The organism is Pedobacter sp. GW456-11-11-14-TSB4 (assembly GCF_059424425.1).
In genome coordinates, this window is the sequence record NZ_JBWKZK010000004.1 from 249,457 (window position 1) to 271,842 (window position 22,386).

21 protein-coding genes and 1 tRNA gene are annotated in these 22,386 nt (G+C 35.4%); 17 read left to right on the plus strand and 5 right to left on the minus strand.

The annotated features are described in order from the left end of the window. Positions 1-13: 13 nt before the first annotated feature. From AC07XU_RS14960 to AC07XU_RS15010, 11 genes are all read left to right on the plus strand, one after another. Complete coding sequence (locus AC07XU_RS14960; RefSeq protein ID WP_494944446.1) at positions 14-1,255, plus strand: glycosyltransferase family protein; 1,242 nt, start codon at positions 14-16, stop codon at positions 1,253-1,255. Next, positions 1,256-2,548, plus strand: a complete 1,293-nt coding sequence (locus tag AC07XU_RS14965) for a glycosyltransferase family protein (RefSeq protein ID WP_494944447.1) — start codon at positions 1,256-1,258, stop codon at positions 2,546-2,548. Beyond that, positions 2,545-3,366, plus strand: a complete 822-nt coding sequence (locus AC07XU_RS14970; protein ID WP_494944448.1) for an FkbM family methyltransferase — start codon at positions 2,545-2,547, stop codon at positions 3,364-3,366. Before AC07XU_RS14965 ends, AC07XU_RS14970 begins: the two co-directional genes overlap by 4 nt. Beyond that, on the plus strand, positions 3,359-4,513 hold the full coding sequence (locus AC07XU_RS14975; protein WP_494944449.1) for a glycosyltransferase family 4 protein: 1,155 nt from the start codon (positions 3,359-3,361) through the stop codon (positions 4,511-4,513). Before AC07XU_RS14970 ends, AC07XU_RS14975 begins: the two co-directional genes overlap by 8 nt. Then, the gene (locus tag AC07XU_RS14980; protein ID WP_494944450.1) at positions 4,500-5,960 is read left to right on the plus strand and encodes an exosortase Y-associated Wzy-like protein; all 1,461 of its coding nucleotides are present in this window, start codon (positions 4,500-4,502) and stop codon (positions 5,958-5,960) included. The genes AC07XU_RS14975 and AC07XU_RS14980 overlap by 14 nt, the downstream gene beginning before the upstream one ends. 85 nt (positions 5,961-6,045) lie before the next feature. Beyond that, entirely contained in the window at positions 6,046-7,332 is a 1,287-nt protein-coding gene (locus AC07XU_RS14985; RefSeq protein ID WP_494944451.1) for an XrtY-associated glycosyltransferase XYAG1, read from the plus strand. Then, entirely contained in the window at positions 7,319-7,939 is a 621-nt protein-coding gene (locus AC07XU_RS14990) for a class I SAM-dependent methyltransferase (RefSeq protein ID WP_494944452.1), read from the plus strand. Before AC07XU_RS14985 ends, AC07XU_RS14990 begins: the two co-directional genes overlap by 14 nt. 58 nt (positions 7,940-7,997) lie before the next feature. Then, a complete protein-coding gene (locus AC07XU_RS14995; protein WP_494944453.1) occupies positions 7,998-8,867 on the plus strand; it encodes a glycosyltransferase family 2 protein in 870 nt (289 codons plus the stop codon). Positions 8,868-8,883: 16 nt separating this feature from the next. After that, positions 8,884-9,501 carry an exosortase Y gene (gene xrtY, locus AC07XU_RS15000; RefSeq protein WP_494944454.1) on the plus strand — a complete coding sequence of 206 codons (618 nt, stop codon included), beginning with the start codon at positions 8,884-8,886 and terminating at the stop codon, positions 9,499-9,501. Continuing rightward, on the plus strand, positions 9,479-10,033 hold the full coding sequence (locus AC07XU_RS15005) for a WcaF family extracellular polysaccharide biosynthesis acetyltransferase (protein WP_494944455.1): 555 nt from the start codon (positions 9,479-9,481) through the stop codon (positions 10,031-10,033). Before xrtY ends, AC07XU_RS15005 begins: the two co-directional genes overlap by 23 nt. A 167-nt stretch (positions 10,034-10,200) precedes the next feature. After that, positions 10,201-10,611 carry a hypothetical protein gene (locus AC07XU_RS15010; protein WP_494944456.1) on the plus strand — a complete coding sequence of 137 codons (411 nt, stop codon included), beginning with the start codon at positions 10,201-10,203 and terminating at the stop codon, positions 10,609-10,611. A gap of 36 nt (positions 10,612-10,647) precedes the next feature. On the opposite strand, the gene obgE is transcribed toward AC07XU_RS15010, so the two are convergent. From obgE to AC07XU_RS15035, 5 genes are all read right to left on the minus strand, one after another. Further along, positions 10,648-11,649: a GTPase ObgE gene (gene obgE / locus AC07XU_RS15015; RefSeq protein ID WP_494944457.1), complete on the minus strand. Its 1,002-nt coding sequence runs from the start codon at positions 11,647-11,649 to the stop codon at positions 10,648-10,650. A gap of 114 nt (positions 11,650-11,763) precedes the next feature. After that, positions 11,764-12,333, minus strand: a complete 570-nt coding sequence (locus AC07XU_RS15020) for an adenylate kinase (RefSeq protein WP_494944458.1) — start codon at positions 12,331-12,333, stop codon at positions 11,764-11,766. 63 nt (positions 12,334-12,396) lie between these two features. Next, positions 12,397-12,470: transfer RNA gene (locus AC07XU_RS15025), tRNA-Arg, on the minus strand. 392 nt (positions 12,471-12,862) lie between these two features. After that, positions 12,863-13,321: a redoxin domain-containing protein gene (locus tag AC07XU_RS15030; RefSeq protein WP_494944459.1), complete on the minus strand. Its 459-nt coding sequence runs from the start codon at positions 13,319-13,321 to the stop codon at positions 12,863-12,865. Positions 13,322-13,418: 97 nt separating this feature from the next. Further along, positions 13,419-14,339 carry an SDR family oxidoreductase gene (locus AC07XU_RS15035; RefSeq protein ID WP_494944460.1) on the minus strand — a complete coding sequence of 307 codons (921 nt, stop codon included), beginning with the start codon at positions 14,337-14,339 and terminating at the stop codon, positions 13,419-13,421. A gap of 151 nt (positions 14,340-14,490) precedes the next feature. On the opposite strand from AC07XU_RS15035, the gene atpD reads away from it, so the two are divergent. The 6 genes from atpD to ilvB all read left to right on the plus strand — a co-directional run bounded on the left by atpD (position 14,491) and on the right by ilvB (position 22,365). Continuing rightward, entirely contained in the window at positions 14,491-15,993 is a 1,503-nt protein-coding gene (gene atpD, locus AC07XU_RS15040; protein ID WP_494944461.1) for a F0F1 ATP synthase subunit beta, read from the plus strand. An 84-nt stretch (positions 15,994-16,077) separates the two neighbouring features. Further along, positions 16,078-16,323, plus strand: coding sequence for an ATP synthase F1 subunit epsilon (gene atpC, locus AC07XU_RS15045; RefSeq protein WP_494944462.1), 246 nt, complete (start codon positions 16,078-16,080; stop codon positions 16,321-16,323). 951 nt (positions 16,324-17,274) lie between these two features. Continuing rightward, positions 17,275-18,165, plus strand: a complete 891-nt coding sequence (locus AC07XU_RS15050) for a branched-chain amino acid transaminase (protein WP_494944463.1) — start codon at positions 17,275-17,277, stop codon at positions 18,163-18,165. 100 nt (positions 18,166-18,265) lie between these two features. Further along, positions 18,266-19,948: a dihydroxy-acid dehydratase gene (gene ilvD, locus AC07XU_RS15055; RefSeq protein WP_494944464.1), complete on the plus strand. Its 1,683-nt coding sequence runs from the start codon at positions 18,266-18,268 to the stop codon at positions 19,946-19,948. 77 nt (positions 19,949-20,025) lie between these two features. Continuing rightward, positions 20,026-20,595, plus strand: coding sequence for an ORF6N domain-containing protein (locus AC07XU_RS15060; RefSeq protein ID WP_494944465.1), 570 nt, complete (start codon positions 20,026-20,028; stop codon positions 20,593-20,595). A 21-nt stretch (positions 20,596-20,616) separates the two neighbouring features. Beyond that, positions 20,617-22,365, plus strand: coding sequence for a biosynthetic-type acetolactate synthase large subunit (ilvB, locus tag AC07XU_RS15065; protein ID WP_494944466.1), 1,749 nt, complete (start codon positions 20,617-20,619; stop codon positions 22,363-22,365). The last annotated feature ends 21 nt before the right edge of the window (positions 22,366-22,386 follow it).

Sequence of the window (22,386 nt, forward strand, 5' to 3'; positions counted from 1 at the left end):
CAACACAACTTAAGTGTCTAAAACTGTTATTCTTATCACATCCGGCCAACCCTCTTTAAACCCACGGCTGGTAAAAGAGTCAGATGCATTAGTTCAAGCGGGATATAACGTTTGTGTTATTTATCAATATTGGAATACTTGGGCAACGAATTTAGATGAAAAATTACTCCCTCAAAAAAAGTGGAAAGCAATAAGAATTGGCGGCGATCCTTTAAAAGAAAAAGCAGTCTATTGGCGAACACGTATTACTTTAAAAATTGCTCGAAAACTAGCTAAATTATTTGGTTTTAGTGGTAATTTAGCCGAATTGGCTATAGGTCGGTGTACTTTTCAGTTAACTAAAAAAGCAAAGAATACACCTGGAGATCTTTATATTGCCCATAATTTAGCAGCATTACCTGCCGCAGTTTTAGCTGCAAAATACAACAATGCTAAATGTGGTTTTGATGCGGAAGATTTACATCGTTATGAAATGAGCGATGATGATTTTAACGACGATGTTCGCTTAAAAAAATACCTTGAGGAAAAATATTTTCCTTTAGTTGATTATTTAACGGCAAGCAGCCCGGAGATTGCAAAAAAATATGAAGTATTTTTTCCATCTCTAAAATTCAACACGTTATTAAATGTTTTTCCGAAAAACGAAAGAGAATTAATTACGAAGAATGATGAAGAATCATTGAAGTTATTCTGGTTCTCACAAAACGTTGGATTATCTAGAGGTTTGCAAGATGTTTTAGGTGCCTTAAAAATAATAGAAAATAAAAAAGTTGAATTTCATATACTTGGGTTTTTAAGTCTACAAGTTAAAACGGAATTAGAGCATATCATACAAAATCTCAATTTTATTCATTCTCCTAAAATTATATTTCATACACCTATTGAATCTACAGAACTAACCAAATTTGCAAGCAAATTTGATATAGGTTTAGCTACTGAACCTGGATTTTCTATCAATAATGACGTCGCTCTGAGTAATAAAATTTTCACCTATGCGCAAGCTGGTTTGGCTATTATTGCATCTAATACAACTGCTCAAAAACAGTTCATGGAGGCATATCCCAATATGGGAACTACTTATGAAAAGAATAATTCAGATAGCCTAGCTTCAATTTTAAAAAACTACATTGAACACAAAAAACTGTTAACTCTACATCAAGCTCAGTCTTCTTTGTACGCAAAAGAAAAATTAAATTGGGAATTCGAAAAAGAAAAATTCTTAAAAGTTGTATCTAAAACCCTTAGTCAGTCTTAATTGAAACGTCTACTCATCATTTCTCCTCATTTTGCTCCTTCCAATACTGCAGACATGCAAAGAATTAGAATGAGCTTACCCTATTTTGCAGATTTTGGCTGGGAGGTAGAAGTCATCAGCGTATGTGCAGGTTATGACGATGTAGTAAAAGATGACTTGTTACTAAAATCAATTCCTTCTGGAATTAGTGTACATTACACTAAAGCGCTTTCAAAAAAATGGACTAGCAAATTGGGTTTGGGTAGTTTAGCACTAAGGTCGCTCTTGTTCTTAAAAAGAAAAGGAAACCAATTGTTAGAGGAAAAAAAGTTTGATCTCATTTATTTTTCTACTACTGAGTTTCCAGTTTGCATTTTGGGCAGTTATTGGAAAAAGAAATTCGGAATACCTTATGTGATTGATATGCAAGATCCATGGCATAGCGATTTTTATAAAAACAAACCAAAAAATGAACGCCCTAAAAAGTATTGGTTTTCTTACCGGCTACATAAATATTTAGAACCCATTGCCATGAAAGATGTGGCAGGCTTAATTAGTGTATCAAATAGTTATATTGAGAATTTACATCAAAGGTATCCCGCTCTAAAGCAACGGCCATCTGCTACAATTACTTTTGGTGCTTTTGATCTAGATCTAAAAATAACTCAACAAAATACACATCTATTTAAAACAACTTTTGAAAATAAAAAGGGTCAACTTAATTTAGTTTATGTTGGAAGAGGTGGATTTGACATGCATAATGCGATTGAAACTTTATTTAATGGATTTAAACATGGCTTAAAATATGACCACTCCTTATTTAGCACTGTAAAAATGCATTTTATTGGCACCAGTTATGCCCCAAGCGGCAAAGGTGTTGCTACCATTAAACCAGTAGCAGAGGCAATGGGTATAGGTGAATATGTTATTGAATATACCGATAGGATAGGTTTCTATGAAAGTTTAAATAATTTAAATAATGCCGATGGCCTTATTATTATTGGATCAAATGAAGCCGCTTATACAGCCTCTAAGATATATCCATATATATTATGTTCGAAACCTTTATTGGCTATACTACATCCAGAAAGCAGTGCTTCATATATCATTAAAGAATGCAGAGCCGGAGATTTGATTAACATTGGAGAACCAATTATGGAGAGTTATTTTAAATTAAAAAATTACTTAGAAAATATTCAAGCATCATCTGTTCCTCGTATAAATTGGCAAATTTTTGAGCAATATACTGCTAAACATTTGACCGGAAAACAAGTGGAATTATTTAACGAGGTTTTAGCCCAAGAAATAAAATGATCATCCACCACATTTTTAGATTTTTATTAAGAAGACCTTCATTCAGAGGTCAGGATAGATTATTTAATTATCTGTTTACGCATGAGAAACTGATAAAAGATGATTTAATTGTTGAGCCGCTAAATGGTAACTTTAAGATTAAATGCAAGCCAACTACCTGGATTGGTGCTAAGGTAATTTACACTGGCGATTATGAACCTGAACTTAAAAAAGTATTCAAATCAGTAATTCGAAAAGGTGACAGTATCTTAGATATTGGCGCCAACATAGGATTTCATACCTTATACTTTGCAGATTTAAGCGGAGCGAATGGCAAAGTGACTGCTTTTGAGCCAGTGCCGAGTAATTTTGATTTATTAATATCTAATATCAAGCTAAATCAATTCCAAAACATTTATCCAAAAAATATTGCGCTAAGTAATAAAAATGAGGTTATTACTATTGCTGCAGATGTTAACAGTTCCAATCCTGGAGCTTATCACCTATTTGATCAGAGTGGTGATATTCCCATTGAATGTAAAATTGGTGATGATGTGATTGCTGATAAAAAGATTGATTTCATTAAAATTGATGTGGAGGGGTTTGAAAGCTTTGTGATTGATGGCTTATTAAAATGCATCAAAGGTAACCAACCAAAAATCGTTTTCGAATACGATCAATTTTATCATCAAAAAACCGGCAGAGCCGAAGATTACATTTTCACTTTGCTTTCTTCTTTAGGTTATCAACTGTATCTTGTAAGCAAAGATGGTCCTCAGCTAATTACAAATTTTAAAAACTTAAAATCTGGTAATATTTTAGCTTTACCCAATGCCTAAAAAATTAGCAATTATTAGCACTCATCCTATTCAGTACTATGCTCCTATTTTCAGATTGTTAGCAAAGCATATAGACATAAAGGTTTTTTATACTTTAGGTAATGCAAAGATTGATCAATATGATTATGGGTTCAATCAAAAAATAAGCTGGGATATTCCTTTGTTAGAAGGGTATCATTATGAGTTTTTGAATAATACGGCCAAAAAAGTGGGTAGCCATCATTTTAGCGGCATTGCGAATCCTGATGCTATGAATAGAATTAAAAGCTATCAACCAGATGCAATTTTAATTTATGGTTGGGCATACTCCAGTCACCTTAAAATCATCAAATACTTTAGTAAGAAATTGCCTGTTTATTTTAGAGGAGACTCTACCCTACTTAATGAAAAATCTGGATTAAAAAGTTTTCTTAAATCTATTTTCTTAAAATGGGTTTATCAAAGTGTGGATTCATCATTTTATGTTGGTTCTAAAAATAAGTCTTATTTTAAAAAATATGGCCTAAGAGAAGAACAATTGATATTTGCTCCACATGCCATAGATAACAACAGATTTGCTGAAAATCGATTAACTGAAGCACAACAATTAAAAGATCAATTAGGGATTAGACCATCTGATGTTGTCATTTTATTTGCTGGAAAATTAATCGCTGTCAAAAACCCAACATTGTTATTGAGAGCTTTTCAAGAATTGAGTATACCAGGGGCACATTTGCTTTTCGTAGGAAATGGAAATCTGGAAGCGGAACTTAAAAAAATGAGCGATACTTCTAGTACAATCACCACGACAAAAATTCATTTTATGGATTTTCAAAATCAGACACAAATGCCTGTTATTTATCAAGCCTGCGATTTGTTTTGTTTACCTTCTGTGAGTGAGACCTGGGGATTGGGTGTTAATGAGGCTATGGCAGCGGGCAAGGCAATTTTAGTTTCTGATCAAGTTGGATGTGCAAGTGATTTAGTATCTGAGGACAATGGTGCTATTTTTAAAAGTGGAAATTTAACCGATCTAAAGCAGAAATTATTAGCTTTAAGCATTAATAAAGCTGAACTAAAAAAAATGGGTGAAAAATCAAAAAAAATAATAAAAAACTGGAGTTTCGAGCAACAAGTAGCCGCTATTCTGAATTATGTTAACAGATAAAGACCCTAATTTTTCTCGCCAAAAAGTTTTAATACTAGTGTACTTGCCTTGGGTGATTTCGATTATGACCCAATTAGATCCAATCATATCTTATTTTGTGGCTTGGCTAGGTTCATTTTTTATTTTTTATTGGACTTTACTTTCACGAGTTAAATTTGTTCCTCATGATATTCCTCTGAGCAAAATGGTAATGCGACCGATTGTTTTGGTACAGCTAATTTTTGCGGGATTTATGTGCTGTACTTCTATCTTCTATTTCTTGGATCATATGGGTTATGAATATTTTAACAAGACCTCAGTTATTCCATTTGTAGAAAATGAGCAGACTTATCTTATTGCCAAATGCCAAAGAATGGCTGTATTGGCTCATGCCGCATTGGTAACTGGCATGATTGTACAAATCAAACAATTCCCGCTAATTAAACATAAACTGAATGTAAATTTAGATTTCTTTCTGATTTGGTTATGCGTAGTTTGTTATATTGTTGGTGTGGGTACTTCGCAGATTAAAAGTATCGTTCAGTTCTCTTTTGGCTTAATCAACATCTCCATCACCTGCAGTGCTTTAGTATTTGTGAGAGGGATTGTACAAAGAAAAACTGGTTATACTATTTTCGGCGGCGGTTTGTTTTTATTCAATTTCTTGGCATCAACGCTCACCGGTTATAAAGAAAGTATCATTATCAATGTAATCATCATCAGTTTTTTATTGTATCCCTATTATAAACGCTTGATTTTAACTGTAGCAATACCTACCATTTATATTTTGATTTACGTATTACCTACTTTTGCCACAATCATTAGAGGTCAATCCTGGAGCGGAGAAAAATCTGCATCTGAAGCAAGGGCAGTCGCGATAGAAGCTTTGGTGAATAAGGATGAAAGTGAAATTGATCAAACCAATTGGGGATTCCTTACCCTAAGAATCAGTGAAATATCCATGTTTACCCAATTTGCAAAACATATTCCAGAGGAACATCCTTATTATGGATTAGAAATTCTTGAGAACTCAATTTTGGCAATTATACCAAGAGCAATATGGCCAAATAAATTTATCACTGAAAAGGTTTCTATGGAGCGAGTTTACGAAGCTGGCGTTGCTAACCAAGCTTCAACAGTTTCTGCAAAGACCAGACCTGTTGTTGATGGTTATGTTAGTGCTGGCTTTATTGGAGTTTTAGTCTCCATGTTTTTATACGGTTGGATTACCCAGTGGATGTGTAATAAAGCTGAAGAATGGTTTGGTGGATATGAATTGGGTTGTATTGTGATGTTTAATGCCATTTTTCAACAATTATGGAGAGGTAATAATTTTGAATTTTTGCTCAATAACATCTTTTATGGTTATATATCTATGTATGCCATTTACTGGATTTTAAAACGTTCAAATACCTTGATAGAATTGCAGGTTTACGAAGAAACTGGGAAAGAGGGTTTGGAGGCTTAAGTGTGGATGGTGTTGTTAAATTGGAGAGTGTGGTTGGTTTGACTAGAGGTTTGGAGCTTAGAGTTTAGTTTTGTCGATCAATAAATTGAAAATCGTTCATATCACCGCTGCATACAAGCCTGCATACATTTATGGTGGACCCACTATGTCTGTTGCTAAATTGTGTGAGTGCCTAGAGAGTTGGAAAGTTGGAAAGTCGGAGAGTTGGGAAAGTATTGAATTGGGAAGTGGAGAAGAAAAATTAGACATTGAGGTTTTTACAACCACAGCTAATGGCAAAGATGAACTTCAAGTTGAAACTAACCAACGCGCTATTGTAGATGGAGTTAATGTTACTTATTTTAAAAGACTAACGAAAGACCATAGCCATTTTTCACCAGATTTGTTGAGTGAGTTGAAGAACGTGCTTCGACAAGCTCAGTATCACAATGCGGGATTAAAGACAAACAAGGAACGAACAAGAAAAAACGAATTAATTATTCATATCCATGCTTGGTGGAATTTGGTTTCTGTATTAAGCTGCTTTATAGCCAAGTGGTACCGAATTCCAGTGTTGTTATCTCCACGGGGAATGTTAACTAGTTATACCCAAAGTAATAGAAATTCATTTGCTAAAAAATTAATACATTTAATAATTGGCAAGAATTTACTTAGTTATTGTCATATACACGCTACTAGCGAACAGGAAAAACAAGATATCTTAAATATCATCCAACCAAAAAGTATTAGTATAATCTCTAATTTAGTAGAGATAAGTGAAGCTGCAAAATTAAATACTGATGCGCAAGGCATTGGTATTTTCCAAGAAGTAAATGATAGGAAAAAACCATTTAAACTCATCTTTCTTTCACGCATTGAAGAAAAAAAAGGTTTAGATATTCTGTTTGATGCTTTAGCGATACTAGAATTTGACTTTAGTTTAAGTATAGCTGGTTCTGGAGATGAGAATTATGTAAATAGCTTGAAAGCCAAAGCCATAGATTTAAAAATCAATGATCAAATTACTTGGCTCGGACAGGTTAAAAATGTGGATAAGTTTGCAACGCTTCAGCAAAACGATATGATGGTATTGTGTTCTTACAATGAGAATTTTGCAAATGTTGTGGTAGAGAGTTTAAGCGTTGGCACTCCTGTTCTATTGTCAGATCAAGTTGGCTTATCTACCTATGTGATGGAAAATGATTTAGGTTGGGTTACTCCACTAAATGTGAATGACATCGCCAAAAACTTAAAAATTGCTTATCTTGATGTTGATAAGCGAAATAAAATCAGGAAATTGGCACCATCGTTTGTTGCCAAGGATTTCAACGACAAAACATTAGCTCAAAAATACATCACGCTTTATTCAAATATTGCAAATGGCAGATTATAAAGATTACGGTTATCACAATGCTTTACCTACACATGCTCATCAATATATTGTTGATCCTATAGTTAAGCTCTTAGACAAACAAAATCAGACTATATTAGATTTAGGTTGTGGTAATGGTGCTTTAGTTAATCTGTTGGTTCAAAAAGGATTTAATGCCTATGGTACAGATGCTTCTGAAAAAGGAATTGCAATTGCAAAAAAAAGCTTAGCAGATCGATTTGCTTTGCAAGATTTGTCTACAGATGATTTGCCTGAAAGTTTGAGTAATTTGAATTTTGACACGATCATATCTACAGAAGTAATTGAACATTTATACGATCCAAGAAAATTTATTGCCTTTTGCAAAAAGATTTTGCTTAAAAATGGCGGTGGTGAATTAATCTTAAGTACTCCTTACCATGGCTATATTAAAAATCTAATTTTAGCTTTAGCCGGGAAATGGGATTCACATGCTAATCCATTATGGGATGGCGGCCACATTAAATTATGGTCGAGAAGAACACTAAGCAATTTATTAACAGAGCAAGGTTTTACAGTAACCGACTTTGTTGGATGTGGCAGAGTACCTTATGTATGGAAATCAATGGTAATAAAGGCGAAGATATGATGAGATCCTTCGACAAGCTCAGGATGACAAGTTTCGTGCTTGGTATGAAAAGAAAGTGATGATAGATTTCAGCTTTATCATTCTTACCTATAATGAAGAGGTTCATTTGCCTCGATTGTTAAATTCGATTAAGGATTTGAATGCACCAATCTATATACTAGATTCTGGTAGTACAGATGCTACTTTGCAAATCGCTCAAGATTTTGGAGCGGAAATAAAAATCAACCCATTTGAGAACCACCCCAAACAGTGGGATTTTGCACTCCAAAATTTCGATGTTACTACTCCTTGGATTATCGGACTAGATGCTGATCAAATTGTAACACCTAGCCTATTTACTCATCTAGAAAAGTTTAAGGATTCAAATTATACTGGCATCAATGGTATTTATTTTAATCGCAAAAATTACTTTAAAGGTAGTTGGATTAAATATGGTGGTTTTTACCCTAAATATTTGCTTAAAATGTTTCGGAACGGCATTGGCTATTCTGATTTAAATGAAAATATGGATCATCGCTTTATTGTTAATGGTGAGACCATGATTTGGGATAATGGCCATCTCATCGAGGAAAATCTTAAGGAAAATCAGATTAGTTTCTGGATCAATAAGCATAATCGATACAGCGATTTAATTGCAGAAGAAGAGGTTGAACGTATGAATAACTTGAGAAGTCAAAGTAATCGAGCAGATTTTTTTGGCAACCCTGATGAACGCAATGCTTATTTAAAAAAACTTTGGTGGAAACTGCCTTTAGGATTAAGGCCATTTTTATATTTTGGCTATAGAATATTTTTTAAATTGGGCATATTAGATGGCTCCACAGGCATCTTATTTCATTTTTTACAAGGCTTTTGGTTTAGGCTAATCGTAGATGTAAAAATCAAAGAAATACTAAAATCAAAAGATGTAAATTCGCTTAACCAATAAATTATGCTCAACTAAAATGGAACAAACATTAAATCAAAAGAAAAATGCCAATAAAGCTGCTATACTATTCGTCGTAAAATTGCTCTTTCTTTATCTGATATTTAGTCAGGGTAACCTATTCATGAACAGTGTAATTAGTGAAGGGGCAAAATATTACAACGAATTTATCTCTCAAAACTTCAATTATATTCAAGGAGTAAGAACTATATTAATTACACCTGCAGTATGGATTATTAAACTTTTTGGCTTTTATGCCATATCCAATGAAATGGATGTAATGGTAGTTGAAGGACCATTATTAAGGGTGAATTATTCTTGTTTAGGTTTGGGTGTAATGAGTTTTTTTACTGCGTTTGTTATTTCTTTTCCAGCAAAGCTGAAATCAAAAATCAGACTATTTGTTATTGGTACAATTATGATTTACTTGTTAAATGTTGGCAGAATTGCTGGATTAGGGGTATTGTTAGGTTTTTTTAAATCTCAGCGACAAAATTTCACTTACCATCACGAAATTTTTAATATAATTGTTTATCTCTGCATATTTCTTTTATTGTATTTGTACATAAAAAAAAATACCAGCATTATTGCTACACCCAAAACAAATTCATCAATTGAAAAATCAGACGAGGCTTAGAAAAGATTTTGATAAAAAGGATTTTGATGCAGGAGCTTCAAGCATTAAAATTTTTTGCTGGTACTTTACCAGTATGATTTTTTTTCGCTCTGGGTTAATGCCAGCCAGTTCTATTTTAGTTTGGATCTTACGTTTATTTGGCGCTAAAATTGGCAAAGAAGTTCGCATTAAACCTAATATCTATATTCATTATCCTTGGAAACTAATTATTGGCGACTACGCCTGGCTTGCCGAATGTAGAATTGAAAATTTGGCACAAGTTACTATTGGTAATCATGTTTGCGTTTCACAAAAAGCAATGCTTTTAACAGGCAATCACGATTATAAAAAGGTAGAATTTGATCTTATTATAAAACCCATTGTTTTAGCAGATGGTGTATGGATTGGGGCAAATGCGGTTGTTTGCCCGGGTGTTAGTGCAGCTTCTCATTCCGTTTTAACTGTAGGTTCTATAGCTACAAAAGATTTAGAAGCTTATGCTATTTACCAAGGCAATCCTGCAATCAAGGTTAAAAAGAGGATTATTGAGTAAATACATCCCACTTATTTTGCTTCACAACTTTGCATTTGAATTTCTCTCTATTAAAAGAAATTGATAATATAAACAAATGCAGAAATGAGCCTCCCATTTAATTATAACTTATTGACTAACTATTGATTAAATTAATTGATATCTTTATACAAAATTTTTAAACAAAAATGCGCCATCTAAAATTATTTATTCTCTCCATATTATTTACTACACTTTTAATTGGCATATCAAAAGCAGATGTTGGTTGTGCGCTGAATTATAACAATGCTAGTTCTGAAGTAATTTACTTTACACCAATTGGTACAATTGGTGGGGCAACAAATTATGGAGGGCCTGTTACATACAACAATATTGGTTTTCCTACTGCATGTCCAAGATATACTTATTCAACAGCACTAGCTACATCTGGAACGTGTTGTGTTTTAGGAAATTGTTCAGGTACTACTCGCACACTAGTAAATTTTACACCCATTCCTTGCCCAATTGATGATTATACACCTATGGCAATGCTCCTGGTTGGTTCTGCAGGTATGTTTTTTGTGAGGAGAAGAGCCTTTAAATTTAATATAGTAAGCTAGCTATTGAATTTCGGTTTTACTAACCAAGAAAATTAATTAATTTTCTTCATTAATCGCTTTCCAAAGCATATCCTTAAGTTCGGTAATACCTTGCTGAGCAACTGACGAAATAAAAATGGAAGGAATATTTGGTAAATCTTGGCTCATTTCTGCTTTCAATTCATCATCTAGCATATCAGATTTAGTGATAGCCAATAAATGTGGCTTTTGCATCAACTCCGGATTATACTCCTGCAATTCGTTCAATAATATCTCGTATTCATCTTTTATAGTTCTACTCGTATCAGCCGGAACCATAAAGAGCAATACCGAATTACGCTCTATATGACGTAAAAATCTAAATCCTAATCCTTTTCCTTTTGATGCTCCTTCAATAATTCCAGGAATATCTGCCATTACAAATGACTTTCCATTACGGTAAGATACAATCCCTAAATTCGGCACCAAAGTAGTAAACGGATAATCAGCGATTTCTGGTTTAGCTGCAGACAAAACAGACAATAAAGTTGATTTACCAGCATTCGGAAAGCCTACTAAACCAACATCTGCCAAAACCTTCAATTCTAAAACCATCCACTCCTCTTTACCAGCTTCACCTGGTTGCGCAAAACGTGGGGTTTGTAAAGTTGGTGTTTTAAAATGCCAATTTCCTAATCCGCCTCTACCACCTGGAGTTAAAATTTTAGTTTCTCCATCTTCAGTAATTTCGAATAAAACATGTCCAGTTTCAGCATCACGAGCTATTGTACCCAGTGGCACCTCTAAAATTTCGTCTTTACCAGTTTTACCTGTTTTCTGGCTGCTTCCGCCACTTAAACCATCTTCTGCAATAATATGCTTACGGTACTTTAAATGCAGCAACGTCCAAAATTGTGAGTTCCCCTTTAAAATCACGTGGCCACCTCTACCCCCATCGCCACCATCTGGGCCACCAGTTGAAGTTAATTTATCACGGTGCAAATGTGCAGAACCAGCCCCTCCCTTGCCAGATCGGCAACATATCTTTACGTAATCTACAAAATTTGATCCCTGTGACATATTAATTTTAGATTTTATATTTACGGCTTTAAAATATAAAACCGTTTTGCTCTTAAACAGAAATGAGTATTAAGCACTAAGTCTCAATACTCATCTCCGCATATTCAATACTATTTAATAACTATCAATAACGGTGCAAAGGTTAGTGAAGATCTCTTCAATCTCGCCTATACCATTAATTTTAGTTAGTTTCTTTTGTTCATCGTAATAAGGTAAAACCAAAATGATTTTATTGAAATACTCATCAATTCTTTTTTGAGATTTCTCTGCTTGGTCATCTAATCTACCTGTTTCTTTTTGGCGTAAAGCCACACGTTTTACCAGTTCATCTTTATCAACATCTAAGGCAATAACACCTGCAATGCTACTTCCTTTACTTGCTAAAAACTTATCTAGCTCTACAGCTTGAGGAATAGTTCTCGGAAAACCATCAAAAACAAATCCTTTTGCAGTTGGATTTTTATCAATTTCTTCCTCTAACATTTCAATCGTAATCTGATCAGGCACCAACTCACCATCCGCAATCAATTGACTAACTTTTTGTCCTAAAGCGGTTTGATTTTTAATGTGTGCTCTAAAAAGATCTCCTGTAGAAATATGCACTAACTGATATTTGTTAATCAGTTTTTCAGATTGGGTGCCTTTGCCTGCACCTGGAGGGCCAAAGAGAACTAAATTCAGCATTAAGGTTGTCTTTTAAAGTGAAAAAGCCTCACCGCCTGTGGGCAGCAAGGCTCTTAGAGTTTGTGCACTTGTAGGGATTCGAACCCCAAACCTTCTCATCCGTAGTGAGATGCTCTATCCAGTTGAGCTACAAATGCAATTCCGTATGTTTAACGGACTGCAAAAGTAATGTTTCAAAATTAATTTCGCAATTTTTATTGTAAATAATTAAAAAAGGATTGTTGTTATGCTGCTAATAATTTGAAAATCAGTTGCAATGCTACTATAAATGTTAGTCCCGCTAACGGCTCATGCTCCTGCAGTCCTTAGCGCCACATGGCCGATATCCCTGCCTGCGGCAGGCAGGCGCCTGTATCGGGTTTAGCAAGTAAGTTTTGTGCAATACATAAAGTTTCCTAAACCCGATTGGAGTGTAAATACTTTTTGTCAATCCTACGCTTGGCGAAGGACAAAAAGATTGAAACGGAAAGCGGGATTGCCTTTAAATAGTAGCAGTAACCTTGCTTTTCAAATTATATCAACAATTTTATTAAGCAACAACAGCTTTTATTTTTTCAAAATCTGGCAAATCGCCTGCATTTTCTAAAACTTCAGCAAAAATAATTTTACCTTCTTCATCTATCACAAAAGCAGCACGTTTGGCAACACCCGTCATTCCTAAAAAATCTTCATACAATGCGCCATAAGCTGCAGCTGCTTCTTTATTAAAATCAGACAACAAAGGAAATTGATAAGCTTGTTCTTCCTTAAATTTTGCCAAAGCAAACGGTGAATCTACAGACACACCCAAAACTTGTGCATTTAAGCCATCATAATAGCCAAAGCTATCTCTCATGGTGCAAAGTTGTGTGGTACAAACACCTGTAAATGCCAAGGGGAAAAAGTGTAAAACAACTTTTTTTCCGGTAAAATCGGCTAATGATACTTCTTTAAGTTCGGTACTTTTTAATTTAAAATCTGGGGCTTTATCGCCTACTTGTAAACTCATATTTTTAAATGTTGTAAAGTTATGATGTTGGAATGTTGTAAAGTTTTGAAATTGATTAGCTTGTTAGATGGTTAGCTGATATCTAAAATTTACCAACTTACCTCCTTCTCGACTCTACCAATTTCATCTGTTGATCAACTATCGCTAATCCTTCTTCAAAGCTATGCGGATGATAGTTTAATTCAGTCATTGATTTGTCTAAAATAAAACCAGTTTTTTTTGGTCGTTTTGCTGCTTGATTTAAAGTTGCTGCACTTATTTCGTTAATTAAACTTTTGTCTAATTTCCAATAATCAGCAACTTTGGCCACCAGTTCAGAAATACTCATTAAATCTTTACCAGATGCATTAAAAACACCTTGTGCATCATGCTCAACTGCTAATAAACAAATATCAGCCAAATCTTCGGCCAAGGTTGGCATGCGCCATTGATCGTTTACTATATTTAAAGGATTGCCTTTTTCTAATGCTCCTTTAGCCCAAAGCACAATATTGCTCCTGCTCATATCGCTAACTATACCGTATACGATTATGGTACGTAATATTGCCCATTTAGCCTTAGAGTTTTTAAGTAACTCTTCGGCTTTCAATTTGGTTTCGCCATAATAACTTAAAGGATTTGGTGCTGCTAGTTCATCGTAAGGGCCATCTTCTCCGTCAAAAATAAAATCGGTTGATAAATGTACCAATTGGATATGATGCTCTTCGCATATTGAAACCAAAGTAGCTACAGCGGTAACATTTAGCGCATAAGCCAATTCTTTTTGTTCTTCGCAGGTATCTACATTGGTCATAGCCGCAGTATGTATAATAGCATCGGGTTGGTATTGCTCTACTACAGTTTTAACTTCATCAGGATTTAAGATATCCATAGAAGCATACCGATAACCTTCTTTAACCGGATAACGGTTTGCTCCCACAGATGTGGCTACTAAATTAACGCCGCCTTCCTTTAAAATTTTCTCCGTTAATTTCTGCCCTAAAAGCCCATTGCTGCCTGTTACTAATACTGTTTTCATAGTCGCTAAATTATCAATAAAAAAACTGTGGAAAAACTTTTAATTTATATATAAAATTTTAACAGAAAACTCTTAGCTTTGCAGACCGAAATACAAGCGTTTAAAAGCGCCTTTAACATTTTGATTTTTATAATTTTATCAAAAACAATATATGCCTAACATTGGAAAAATAGCGCAGATCATAGGACCGGTAGTTGACGTAAGTTTTGCTAACGATGCCCATTTACCTAAAATTTTCTCTGCTCTAGAGATTACTAAAGAAAACGGACAAAAGATCGTTCTTGAAGTTCAACAACACCTTGGTGAAGACCGTGTACGTGCCATCTCGATGGACTCTACTGATGGTTTGGTACGTGGTATGGCTGCATTAGATACTGGTGCACCTATTAAAATGCCTGTTGGAGATCAAATTAAAGGTCGTTTATTTAACGTAGTTGGTGATGCCATTGATGGTATCACAGCAGTTGATAAAACTGGTGGTCGCCCTATTCACAATGCTCCTCCTCGTTTCGAAGATTTATCTACAGAAACTGAAGTACTTTTTACAGGGATCAAAGTAATCGATTTGTTAGAACCATATGCAAAAGGTGGTAAAATCGGTTTGTTCGGTGGTGCTGGTGTAGGTAAAACGGTATTGATCATGGAGTTAGTAAACAACATCGCTAAAGCTTATGCTGGTTTATCAGTATTCGCAGGTGTGGGTGAGCGTACTCGTGAGGGTAACGATTTACTACGTGAGTTTATCGAATCAGGCGTTATTAACTATGGTGATGAATTCTTACACTCAATGGAAAAAGGTGGATGGGATTTGAAATCAGTTGATACTGAAAAATTAAAAGAATCTAAAGCAACATTGGTATTCGGTCAAATGAACGAGCCTCCTGGCGCACGTGCACGTGTAGCATTATCAGGATTAACAGTTGCAGAATATTTCCGTGATGGTGATGGCGAAGGCGCTGGAAAGGATATCCTTTTCTTCGTTGATAACATCTTCCGTTTTACTCAGGCAGGTTCTGAGGTATCGGCGCTATTAGGTCGTATGCCATCTGCTGTAGGTTACCAACCAACATTGGCAACTGAGATGGGTTTAATGCAAGAGCGTATTACTTCAACAAAACGTGGTTCAATTACTTCTGTACAGGCAGTATATGTACCTGCAGATGATTTAACTGACCCTGCACCGGCTACAACTTTCGCCCACTTAGATGCAACTACAGTACTTTCACGTAAAATTGCCGAGCTAGGTATTTATCCAGCGGTGGATCCTCTAGATTCTACTTCTCGTATCTTAAACCCAGCAGTTTTAGGCGATGAGCATTACAACACTGCTCAACGTGTTAAAGAAACTTTACAACGTTATAAAGAATTACAAGATATCATCGCGATTTTAGGTATGGACGAATTATCTGAGGAAGATAAATTGGTAGTATCTAGAGCTCGTCGTGTACAACGTTTCTTATCTCAACCTTTCCACGTAGCTGAGCAATTTACAGGCTTAAAAGGTGTGTTGGTTGATATTAAAGACACCATCAAAGGATTTAACATGATCATGGATGGTGAAGTTGACGAATATCCAGAAGCCGCATTTAACTTAGTTGGTAGCATTGATGAGGCTATCGAAAAAGGTAAAAAATTATTGGCAGAATCTAACTAGTATCAAGATTTGAGTATCGAGTATCAAGACAACAATACATCTTGATACTTGATACTAACTACTTGCTACTCAAATCTAACAAGAATGACTTTAGAAATATTAACTCCAGATAAAAAAGTTTTCGAAGGCGATGTAACTGCGGTTACCGTTCCAGGAACTTTAGGTTCTTTTCAGATTTTGAAAGACCACGCTCCTATTATCTCTACTTTAGAAGATGGTCCGGTAATTATTAAAGCAAGCACCGGCGAAGAAACTTTTAACATTAAAGGTGGCGTAGTTGAAGTTCTGGACAATAAAATAATTGTACTAGCAGAAGCTGTTGTAGCTTAAGTTAATTACAAAATAACATTAAAGCCTTTTCGATTAATTTCGGAAAGGCTTTTTTTTTACCTCACCCTTTGAACGATTGTGCTTTGCCTACTGCCTCTTCAGGCCCTCTCCTTAAGGAGAGGGAAACAGAGAAACTGCGTTTAACCATCAACTTTAATAGGGTGAGGTTATAGTTTTAAACCACCTTAAGTTCATTGGAGCTCGACCTTGTATTTTCTTATATGAGTTGTATGGTTATGATTTTCTGAAAAGCAAAAACAGCATTTCATTTTAAAGTTAGTCCTGCTTTTCCCTTTAGCCCTCGTGAAAAACTCGGGGCTGTCGGTTCAATCATGTTTATATTAAAAGCTTTGTGCTGCTATTTTAGTTCTTCTTGCACCGTCTTAAATTATTTAGCCCTGACAGTAACGAGCATCCCGATTTTTCATCGGGATAAAGTGAATGGCAGGACTAACGATAATTATAGCAGAAATTTGCGCTTCCAATTGTCATAAGATTCATCAGTTTTTGAAGCGAACATGAAATTTTAAGCAGAAAAATGACAATTTGCAATGCAAGCATAATAAATAGACCGAATACCGTTTCTGCATTTAGTCTACACCTTGTAAGGTATTACTCTGTAATTAACCTATTATTCGATATTATATTTTGATTAATACAAAATATCAGAATATAATATTTTTTCATTTATTTTTTCATATCCCTTGCTTGTTTCTGAACTAAAAACTAAATTGGTTTTTATAAAACAAAGACAATGTACAACCCAAATAATTTTAGTTTAAGTAGCACAAATAGAGTGGTTTTCGAACCCACTTTGTTAGTCATTCTTATTGCTAACATTATTCTGCTACTTCGTAAGCAGCAAGGGTCGCTATAAAATGAATTAATACTCAACCTACCTAAAGCGTCCCGAATACAAACGGGACGCTTTTTTTAAATATCAAAATTGAAATGCAATACTACAACTCAAACACGGTAATTTATTTAAATGGAGCTTTTGTAAAAGCTGCCGAAGCAAAAACGGATTTGTACGGACAATCGCTACATTACGGTTTAGCTGCGTTTGAAGGTATTAGAGCTTACAAAACACATAATGCAACTCGTGTTTTTAAAATAAAGGAGCATTTCGAACGCTTAAAAAAATCTTGCGAATTAGTAGGTATACCTTATCTATGGGACAATAAAGATTTGATTAAAAAAACTTATCGCTTGCTAGAAAAAAACAATTTGAAAGATGCGTATATCCGCCCTATTGTTTACAGCGAGCCTCAAATGACTTTAATTGCACCAGAAAAAGTAAACATTATGATATGTGCTTGGGAATGGGGAGCTTATTTAGGAGACAAGCAATTAAAAGTTTGCGTTTCTCCTTTCCAACGCCCAAATCCTAAATCAACTTTTGTTGAAGCAAAAATAAGCGGACATTACGTAAACTCGATTTTAGCTACCACAGACGCCAAAAAAAGAGGTTTCGATGAAGCTTTGCTTTTGGATATGAATGAAAATGTTGCTGAAGGATCTGGAGCAAACATTTTCATAGAAAAAGGTGGCAAACTATATACCCCATCATTAGGAAATATTTTAGCAGGTATTACACGGGCAACAGTTATTGAGCTTTGCAAAATGCTAGATATTGAAGTGATTGAAAAACAAATCAGTGTAGAAGAACTAAAAAATGCAGATAGCGCTTTCTTCTGCGGTACAGCAGCAGAAGTAATTGGTATACATACCATTGATGATACTGTTTACAGACAAAGGTGGAGCGATAGCATTGGCTACGTAATGCAAAGAGCTTATAAGAACCTAGTACTAGAAAAAGTGAATTATGAAGTGATTATCTAAGAGATTTTAGAAGTTAGATATGAGATTTGAGATAAAAAGTAACATCTAGCGAGTATCAAGACCAGTGAACGATTGAACTAATGAACTAATGAACCAAACAATGAACGAAATCAATAAATACAGTAAAACATTTACACAAGATCCAACACAACCAGCAGCTCAAGCAATGCTTTACGGAATTGGTTTAACCGATGCCGATATGGCAAAAGCGCAAGTAGGCATCGCAAGCATGGGTTATGATGGCAATACCTGCAATATGCACCTTAATGATTTAGCAAAGGATGTTAAAGCTGGGGTTTGGAAAAATGATTTGGTAGGCTTGGTTTTTAATACCATTGGTGTTAGCGATGGCATGAGCAACGGAACGGATGGCATGCGTTTTTCTTTAGTTAGTAGAGATGTAATTGCAGATAGTATTGAAACCATTTGCGGTGGGCAATATTATGATGGCATTATCTCGATACCAGGTTGCGATAAAAATATGCCAGGCGCAATTATGGCAATGGCTCGTTTAGATCGTCCATCAATTATGGTTTATGGTGGAACAATTGCACCGGGACATTACAAAGGAGAAGAATTAAATATTGTTTCAGCATTTGAGGCTCTAGGCCAAAAAATATGTGGTAATTTATCAGAAGATGATTATCAGGGTATCATAAAACATACTTGTCCGGGTGCTGGAGCTTGCGGTGGAATGTACACTGCAAATACGATGGCATCTGCAATTGAGGCTTTGGGGATGAGTTTGCCTTATTCTTCATCGAACCCAGCAATTAGTGCAGAGAAAAAACAAGAATGCTTAGATGCTGGTAAGTACATCAAAATCTTATTAGAAAAAGATATCAAACCATCAGATATTATGACGAGGAAAGCATTTGAAAATGCAATTCGCTCAATCATTATTTTAGGTGGTAGCACCAACGCTGTATTACACTTTATTGCCATGGGCAAAGCCATTGGCGTAGAAATTACACAAGATGATTTCCAACGCATGAGTGATGTAACTCCAGTTTTAGCTGATTTTAAGCCTAGTGGGAAATACTTAATGCAAGATTTACATCAGTATGGCGGCATACCAGGGGTAATGAAATATTTATTGGATGAAGGTTTATTACATGGAGATTGTTTAACCGTTACAGGTAGAACAGTAGCAGAAAACTTAGCTGATGTAAAATCTATAATGGATTATGATCAGAAAATCATTCACAAATTAAGCGACCCTTTGAAAACAACAGGGCACTTGCAAATTCTTTACGGAAATTTAGCTGAGAAGGGTTCTGTTGCAAAAATCAGCGGAAAAGAAGGTGAGAAATTTGAAGGACCGGCACGTGTATTTGATGGCGAAAAAGATTTAGTTGCAGGTATTTCGTCTGGAAGAATTAAACCAGGCGATGTAGTAGTAATTAAAAACGAAGGCCCAGTTGGTGCTCCAGGTATGCCAGAAATGTTAAAACCAACATCGTTAATTATTGGTGCTGGTTTAGGTAAATCGATCGCACTAATTACTGATGGTCGTTTTTCTGGTGGCACGCATGGTTTTGTGGTTGGTCACATTACACCAGAAGCTTATAAAGGCGGTTTAATTGGTTTAGTTCAAGATGATGACTTGATTGAGATTGATGCGGTAAATAACACCATCAACTTAAAAGTTAGTGAGGAAGTGATTGCTGAGCGAAGAAAAAATTATGTACAGCCAGCGCTTAAAGTGACCAAAGGAGTTTTATATAAATATGCTAAAACAGTTTCAGATGCAGCAAGTGGCTGTGTAACTGATGAATATTAAATACTAAATATGGTTCGTGGAGATACGAACCATGGCGATAGTCATCCCGACAAAAATTATATGTTAAATGAATTACGATGCAAATCATCAACAGTATTCAGAGTAGAATTTATGAAATTCGGGGTGAAAGAGTAATGTTAGATTTCGATTTGGCATCACTTTATGAAGTTGAAACAAAGGTTTTAAATCAAGCTGTAAAACGAAATTTAGATCGTTTTCCAGATGATTTTATGTTCAGGCTTTCTATAAATGAATGGGAAAGTATGCGGTCACAAATTGTGACCGCATGCCAAGAAACACCTGGCATGTCATCACAAATTGTCATGACCAGCCAAAATAAAAGAAATACAAGCATCACGCCCTTCGCTTTTACTGAGCAAGGTGTAGCTATGCTTAGTGGAGTTTTGAGAAGTGAAAAGGCAATTAATATGAATATTGCCATAATGAGGGCTTTTGTTGATGTAAGAAAAATCTTACTCAAACAAAGTAACTTAAATGAGCAGCTTCTGGAAATTAAAGAGCGGCTTGGAGAACATGATGTTCAACTGAATGAATTATATGATGCAATGGACAATCTTTTAGATGAGAAAATTGCACAATTGAAATGGAAAGACAGAGAACGGATTGGGTTTAAAATAAAAGAATAACAGAACCACAAAAATATAATTATGGAAACTGCACAAGATATAATACAGATGGAGGCAAAAGCAGAAACCTCAAAAAAATTATTTAAAGGGACGGGGTCACAAGTTCTTTTAAATGGATTAATTGAAGAAGGAGTAACCACCATTTTCGGTTATCCTGGTGGAGCAATTATGCCTATTTACGATGCACTATACGATTACGCAGATAAATTGGAGCATATTTTAGTTCGTCATGAACAAGGTGGTATACATGCTGCACAAGGTTTTGCCCGTACAAGCGGCAAAGTTGGTGTTTGTTTCGCAACCAGCGGACCAGGAGCTACCAATTTAGTGACTGGTTTGGCCGATGCACAGATTGACAGTACTCCCCTAGTTTGTATCACAGGGCAGGTTTTCGCACATTTATTAGGAACTGATGCTTTTCAAGAAACAGATGTAATTAATATTACTACACCTGTTACCAAATGGAATTATCAGGTTACCGATGCAAAGGAAATACCAGAGGTTTTGGCGAAAGCATTTTACATTGCTAAAAGCGGCAGGCCAGGCCCAGTATTAATTGACATTACAAAAAACGCTCAATTACAGGTTGATGAATTTCCTGAATATATTAAATGTAACCACATCCGCTCTTATCGCCCAAAACCAAAAGTAAGGATTGAATATATTGAACAAGCTGCAACATTAATCAACCAGGCTAAAAAACCATTTGTGTTATTTGGACAGGGTGTAATTTTAGGTAGTGCAGAAGCAGAATTCAAAGCATTTATTGAGAAAAGTGGTATTCCTGCTGCATGGACTATTATGGGCGAAGGTGCAATTCCGACTTCACACCCATTAAATGTAGGTATGTTGGGGATGCATGGCAACTACGGACCAAACGTTTTGACCAACGAATGTGATGTTTTAATTGCTATCGGCATGCGCTTTGATGACCGTGTGACTGGCCGTTTAGATAAATACGCAAAGCAAGCGAAAGTTATTCATTTAGATATTGATCCGGCTGAAATTGATAAAAATGTTAAGGCTGAAATTGGTGTTTGGGGCGATTGCAAAGAAACTTTACCGCTACTAACCAATTTGGTTAACGAAAATAAACATGAAGATTGGTTAGCTAAATTTAGAGATTATAACCAACAAGAGATAGACCAAGTAATTACTCCAGAATTATACCCTACCGGAGATGATATGACGATGGGCGAAGTTTTGCGCAATATCAACGAAATTTGTGGCGGCGATGCAGTAATTGTTACAGATGTTGGTCAGCACCAAATGGTGGCTTGCCGTTATGCAAAATTTAACAACTCCCGTAGTAACATTACTTCTGGTGGTTTGGGCACCATGGGATTTGGTTTGCCAGCAGCAATTGGTGCTAAATATGGTGCACCAAGCAAAACGGTTATCGCAATTATTGGCGATGGAGGTTTCCAGATGACACCACAAGAATTGGGTACGATTATGCAATTTGGTGCAGCCGTAAAAATCCTGATTTTAAATAATCGTTTCTTAGGCATGGTTCGCCAATGGCAACAATTGTTTCATGATAAACGCTACTCTTTTGTGAACATTACCAGCCCTGATTTTGTGGCTTTAGCAAAAGCTTATTATATCGAAGCAGATAAAGTGGAGGAGAGAGCTAACTTAAGACAAGCATTAGAAACGATGATAAATCACGAAGGATCTTATTTACTTGAAGTAATGGTGGGGAGAGAAAATAACGTTTTCCCAATGGTACCACAAGGATGCAGCGTTAGCGAAATTAGATTGAAATAAACCCCTAACCCCTAAAGGGGA

What these genes read in the sequence shown, in the direction of transcription:
- AC07XU_RS14975 (WP_494944449.1), top strand. Translation starts at nt 3,359, where the DNA reads ATGCCTAAAAAATTAGCAATTATTAGCACTCATCCTATTCAGTACTAT.
- ilvB (WP_494944466.1), top strand. Translation starts at nt 20,617, where the DNA reads ATGGAAACTGCACAAGATATAATACAGATGGAGGCAAAAGCAGAAACC.
- xrtY (WP_494944454.1), top strand. Translation starts at nt 8,884, where the DNA reads ATGGAACAAACATTAAATCAAAAGAAAAATGCCAATAAAGCTGCTATA.
- atpC (WP_494944462.1), top strand. Translation starts at nt 16,078, where the DNA reads ATGACTTTAGAAATATTAACTCCAGATAAAAAAGTTTTCGAAGGCGAT.
- AC07XU_RS15020 (WP_494944458.1), bottom strand. Translation starts at nt 12,333, where the DNA reads ATGCTGAATTTAGTTCTCTTTGGCCCTCCAGGTGCAGGCAAAGGCACC.
- atpD (WP_494944461.1), top strand. Translation starts at nt 14,491, where the DNA reads ATGCCTAACATTGGAAAAATAGCGCAGATCATAGGACCGGTAGTTGAC.
- AC07XU_RS14995 (WP_494944453.1), top strand. Translation starts at nt 7,998, where the DNA reads ATGATAGATTTCAGCTTTATCATTCTTACCTATAATGAAGAGGTTCAT.
- ilvD (WP_494944464.1), top strand. Translation starts at nt 18,266, where the DNA reads ATGAACGAAATCAATAAATACAGTAAAACATTTACACAAGATCCAACA.
- AC07XU_RS15035 (WP_494944460.1), bottom strand. Translation starts at nt 14,339, where the DNA reads ATGAAAACAGTATTAGTAACAGGCAGCAATGGGCTTTTAGGGCAGAAA.
- obgE (WP_494944457.1), bottom strand. Translation starts at nt 11,649, where the DNA reads ATGTCACAGGGATCAAATTTTGTAGATTACGTAAAGATATGTTGCCGA.
- AC07XU_RS14970 (WP_494944448.1), top strand. Translation starts at nt 2,545, where the DNA reads ATGATCATCCACCACATTTTTAGATTTTTATTAAGAAGACCTTCATTC.
- AC07XU_RS15050 (WP_494944463.1), top strand. Translation starts at nt 17,275, where the DNA reads ATGCAATACTACAACTCAAACACGGTAATTTATTTAAATGGAGCTTTT.
- AC07XU_RS14980 (WP_494944450.1), top strand. Translation starts at nt 4,500, where the DNA reads ATGTTAACAGATAAAGACCCTAATTTTTCTCGCCAAAAAGTTTTAATA.
- AC07XU_RS15060 (WP_494944465.1), top strand. Translation starts at nt 20,026, where the DNA reads ATGCAAATCATCAACAGTATTCAGAGTAGAATTTATGAAATTCGGGGT.
- AC07XU_RS15030 (WP_494944459.1), bottom strand. Translation starts at nt 13,321, where the DNA reads ATGAGTTTACAAGTAGGCGATAAAGCCCCAGATTTTAAATTAAAAAGT.
- AC07XU_RS14990 (WP_494944452.1), top strand. Translation starts at nt 7,319, where the DNA reads ATGGCAGATTATAAAGATTACGGTTATCACAATGCTTTACCTACACAT.
- AC07XU_RS15010 (WP_494944456.1), top strand. Translation starts at nt 10,201, where the DNA reads ATGCGCCATCTAAAATTATTTATTCTCTCCATATTATTTACTACACTT.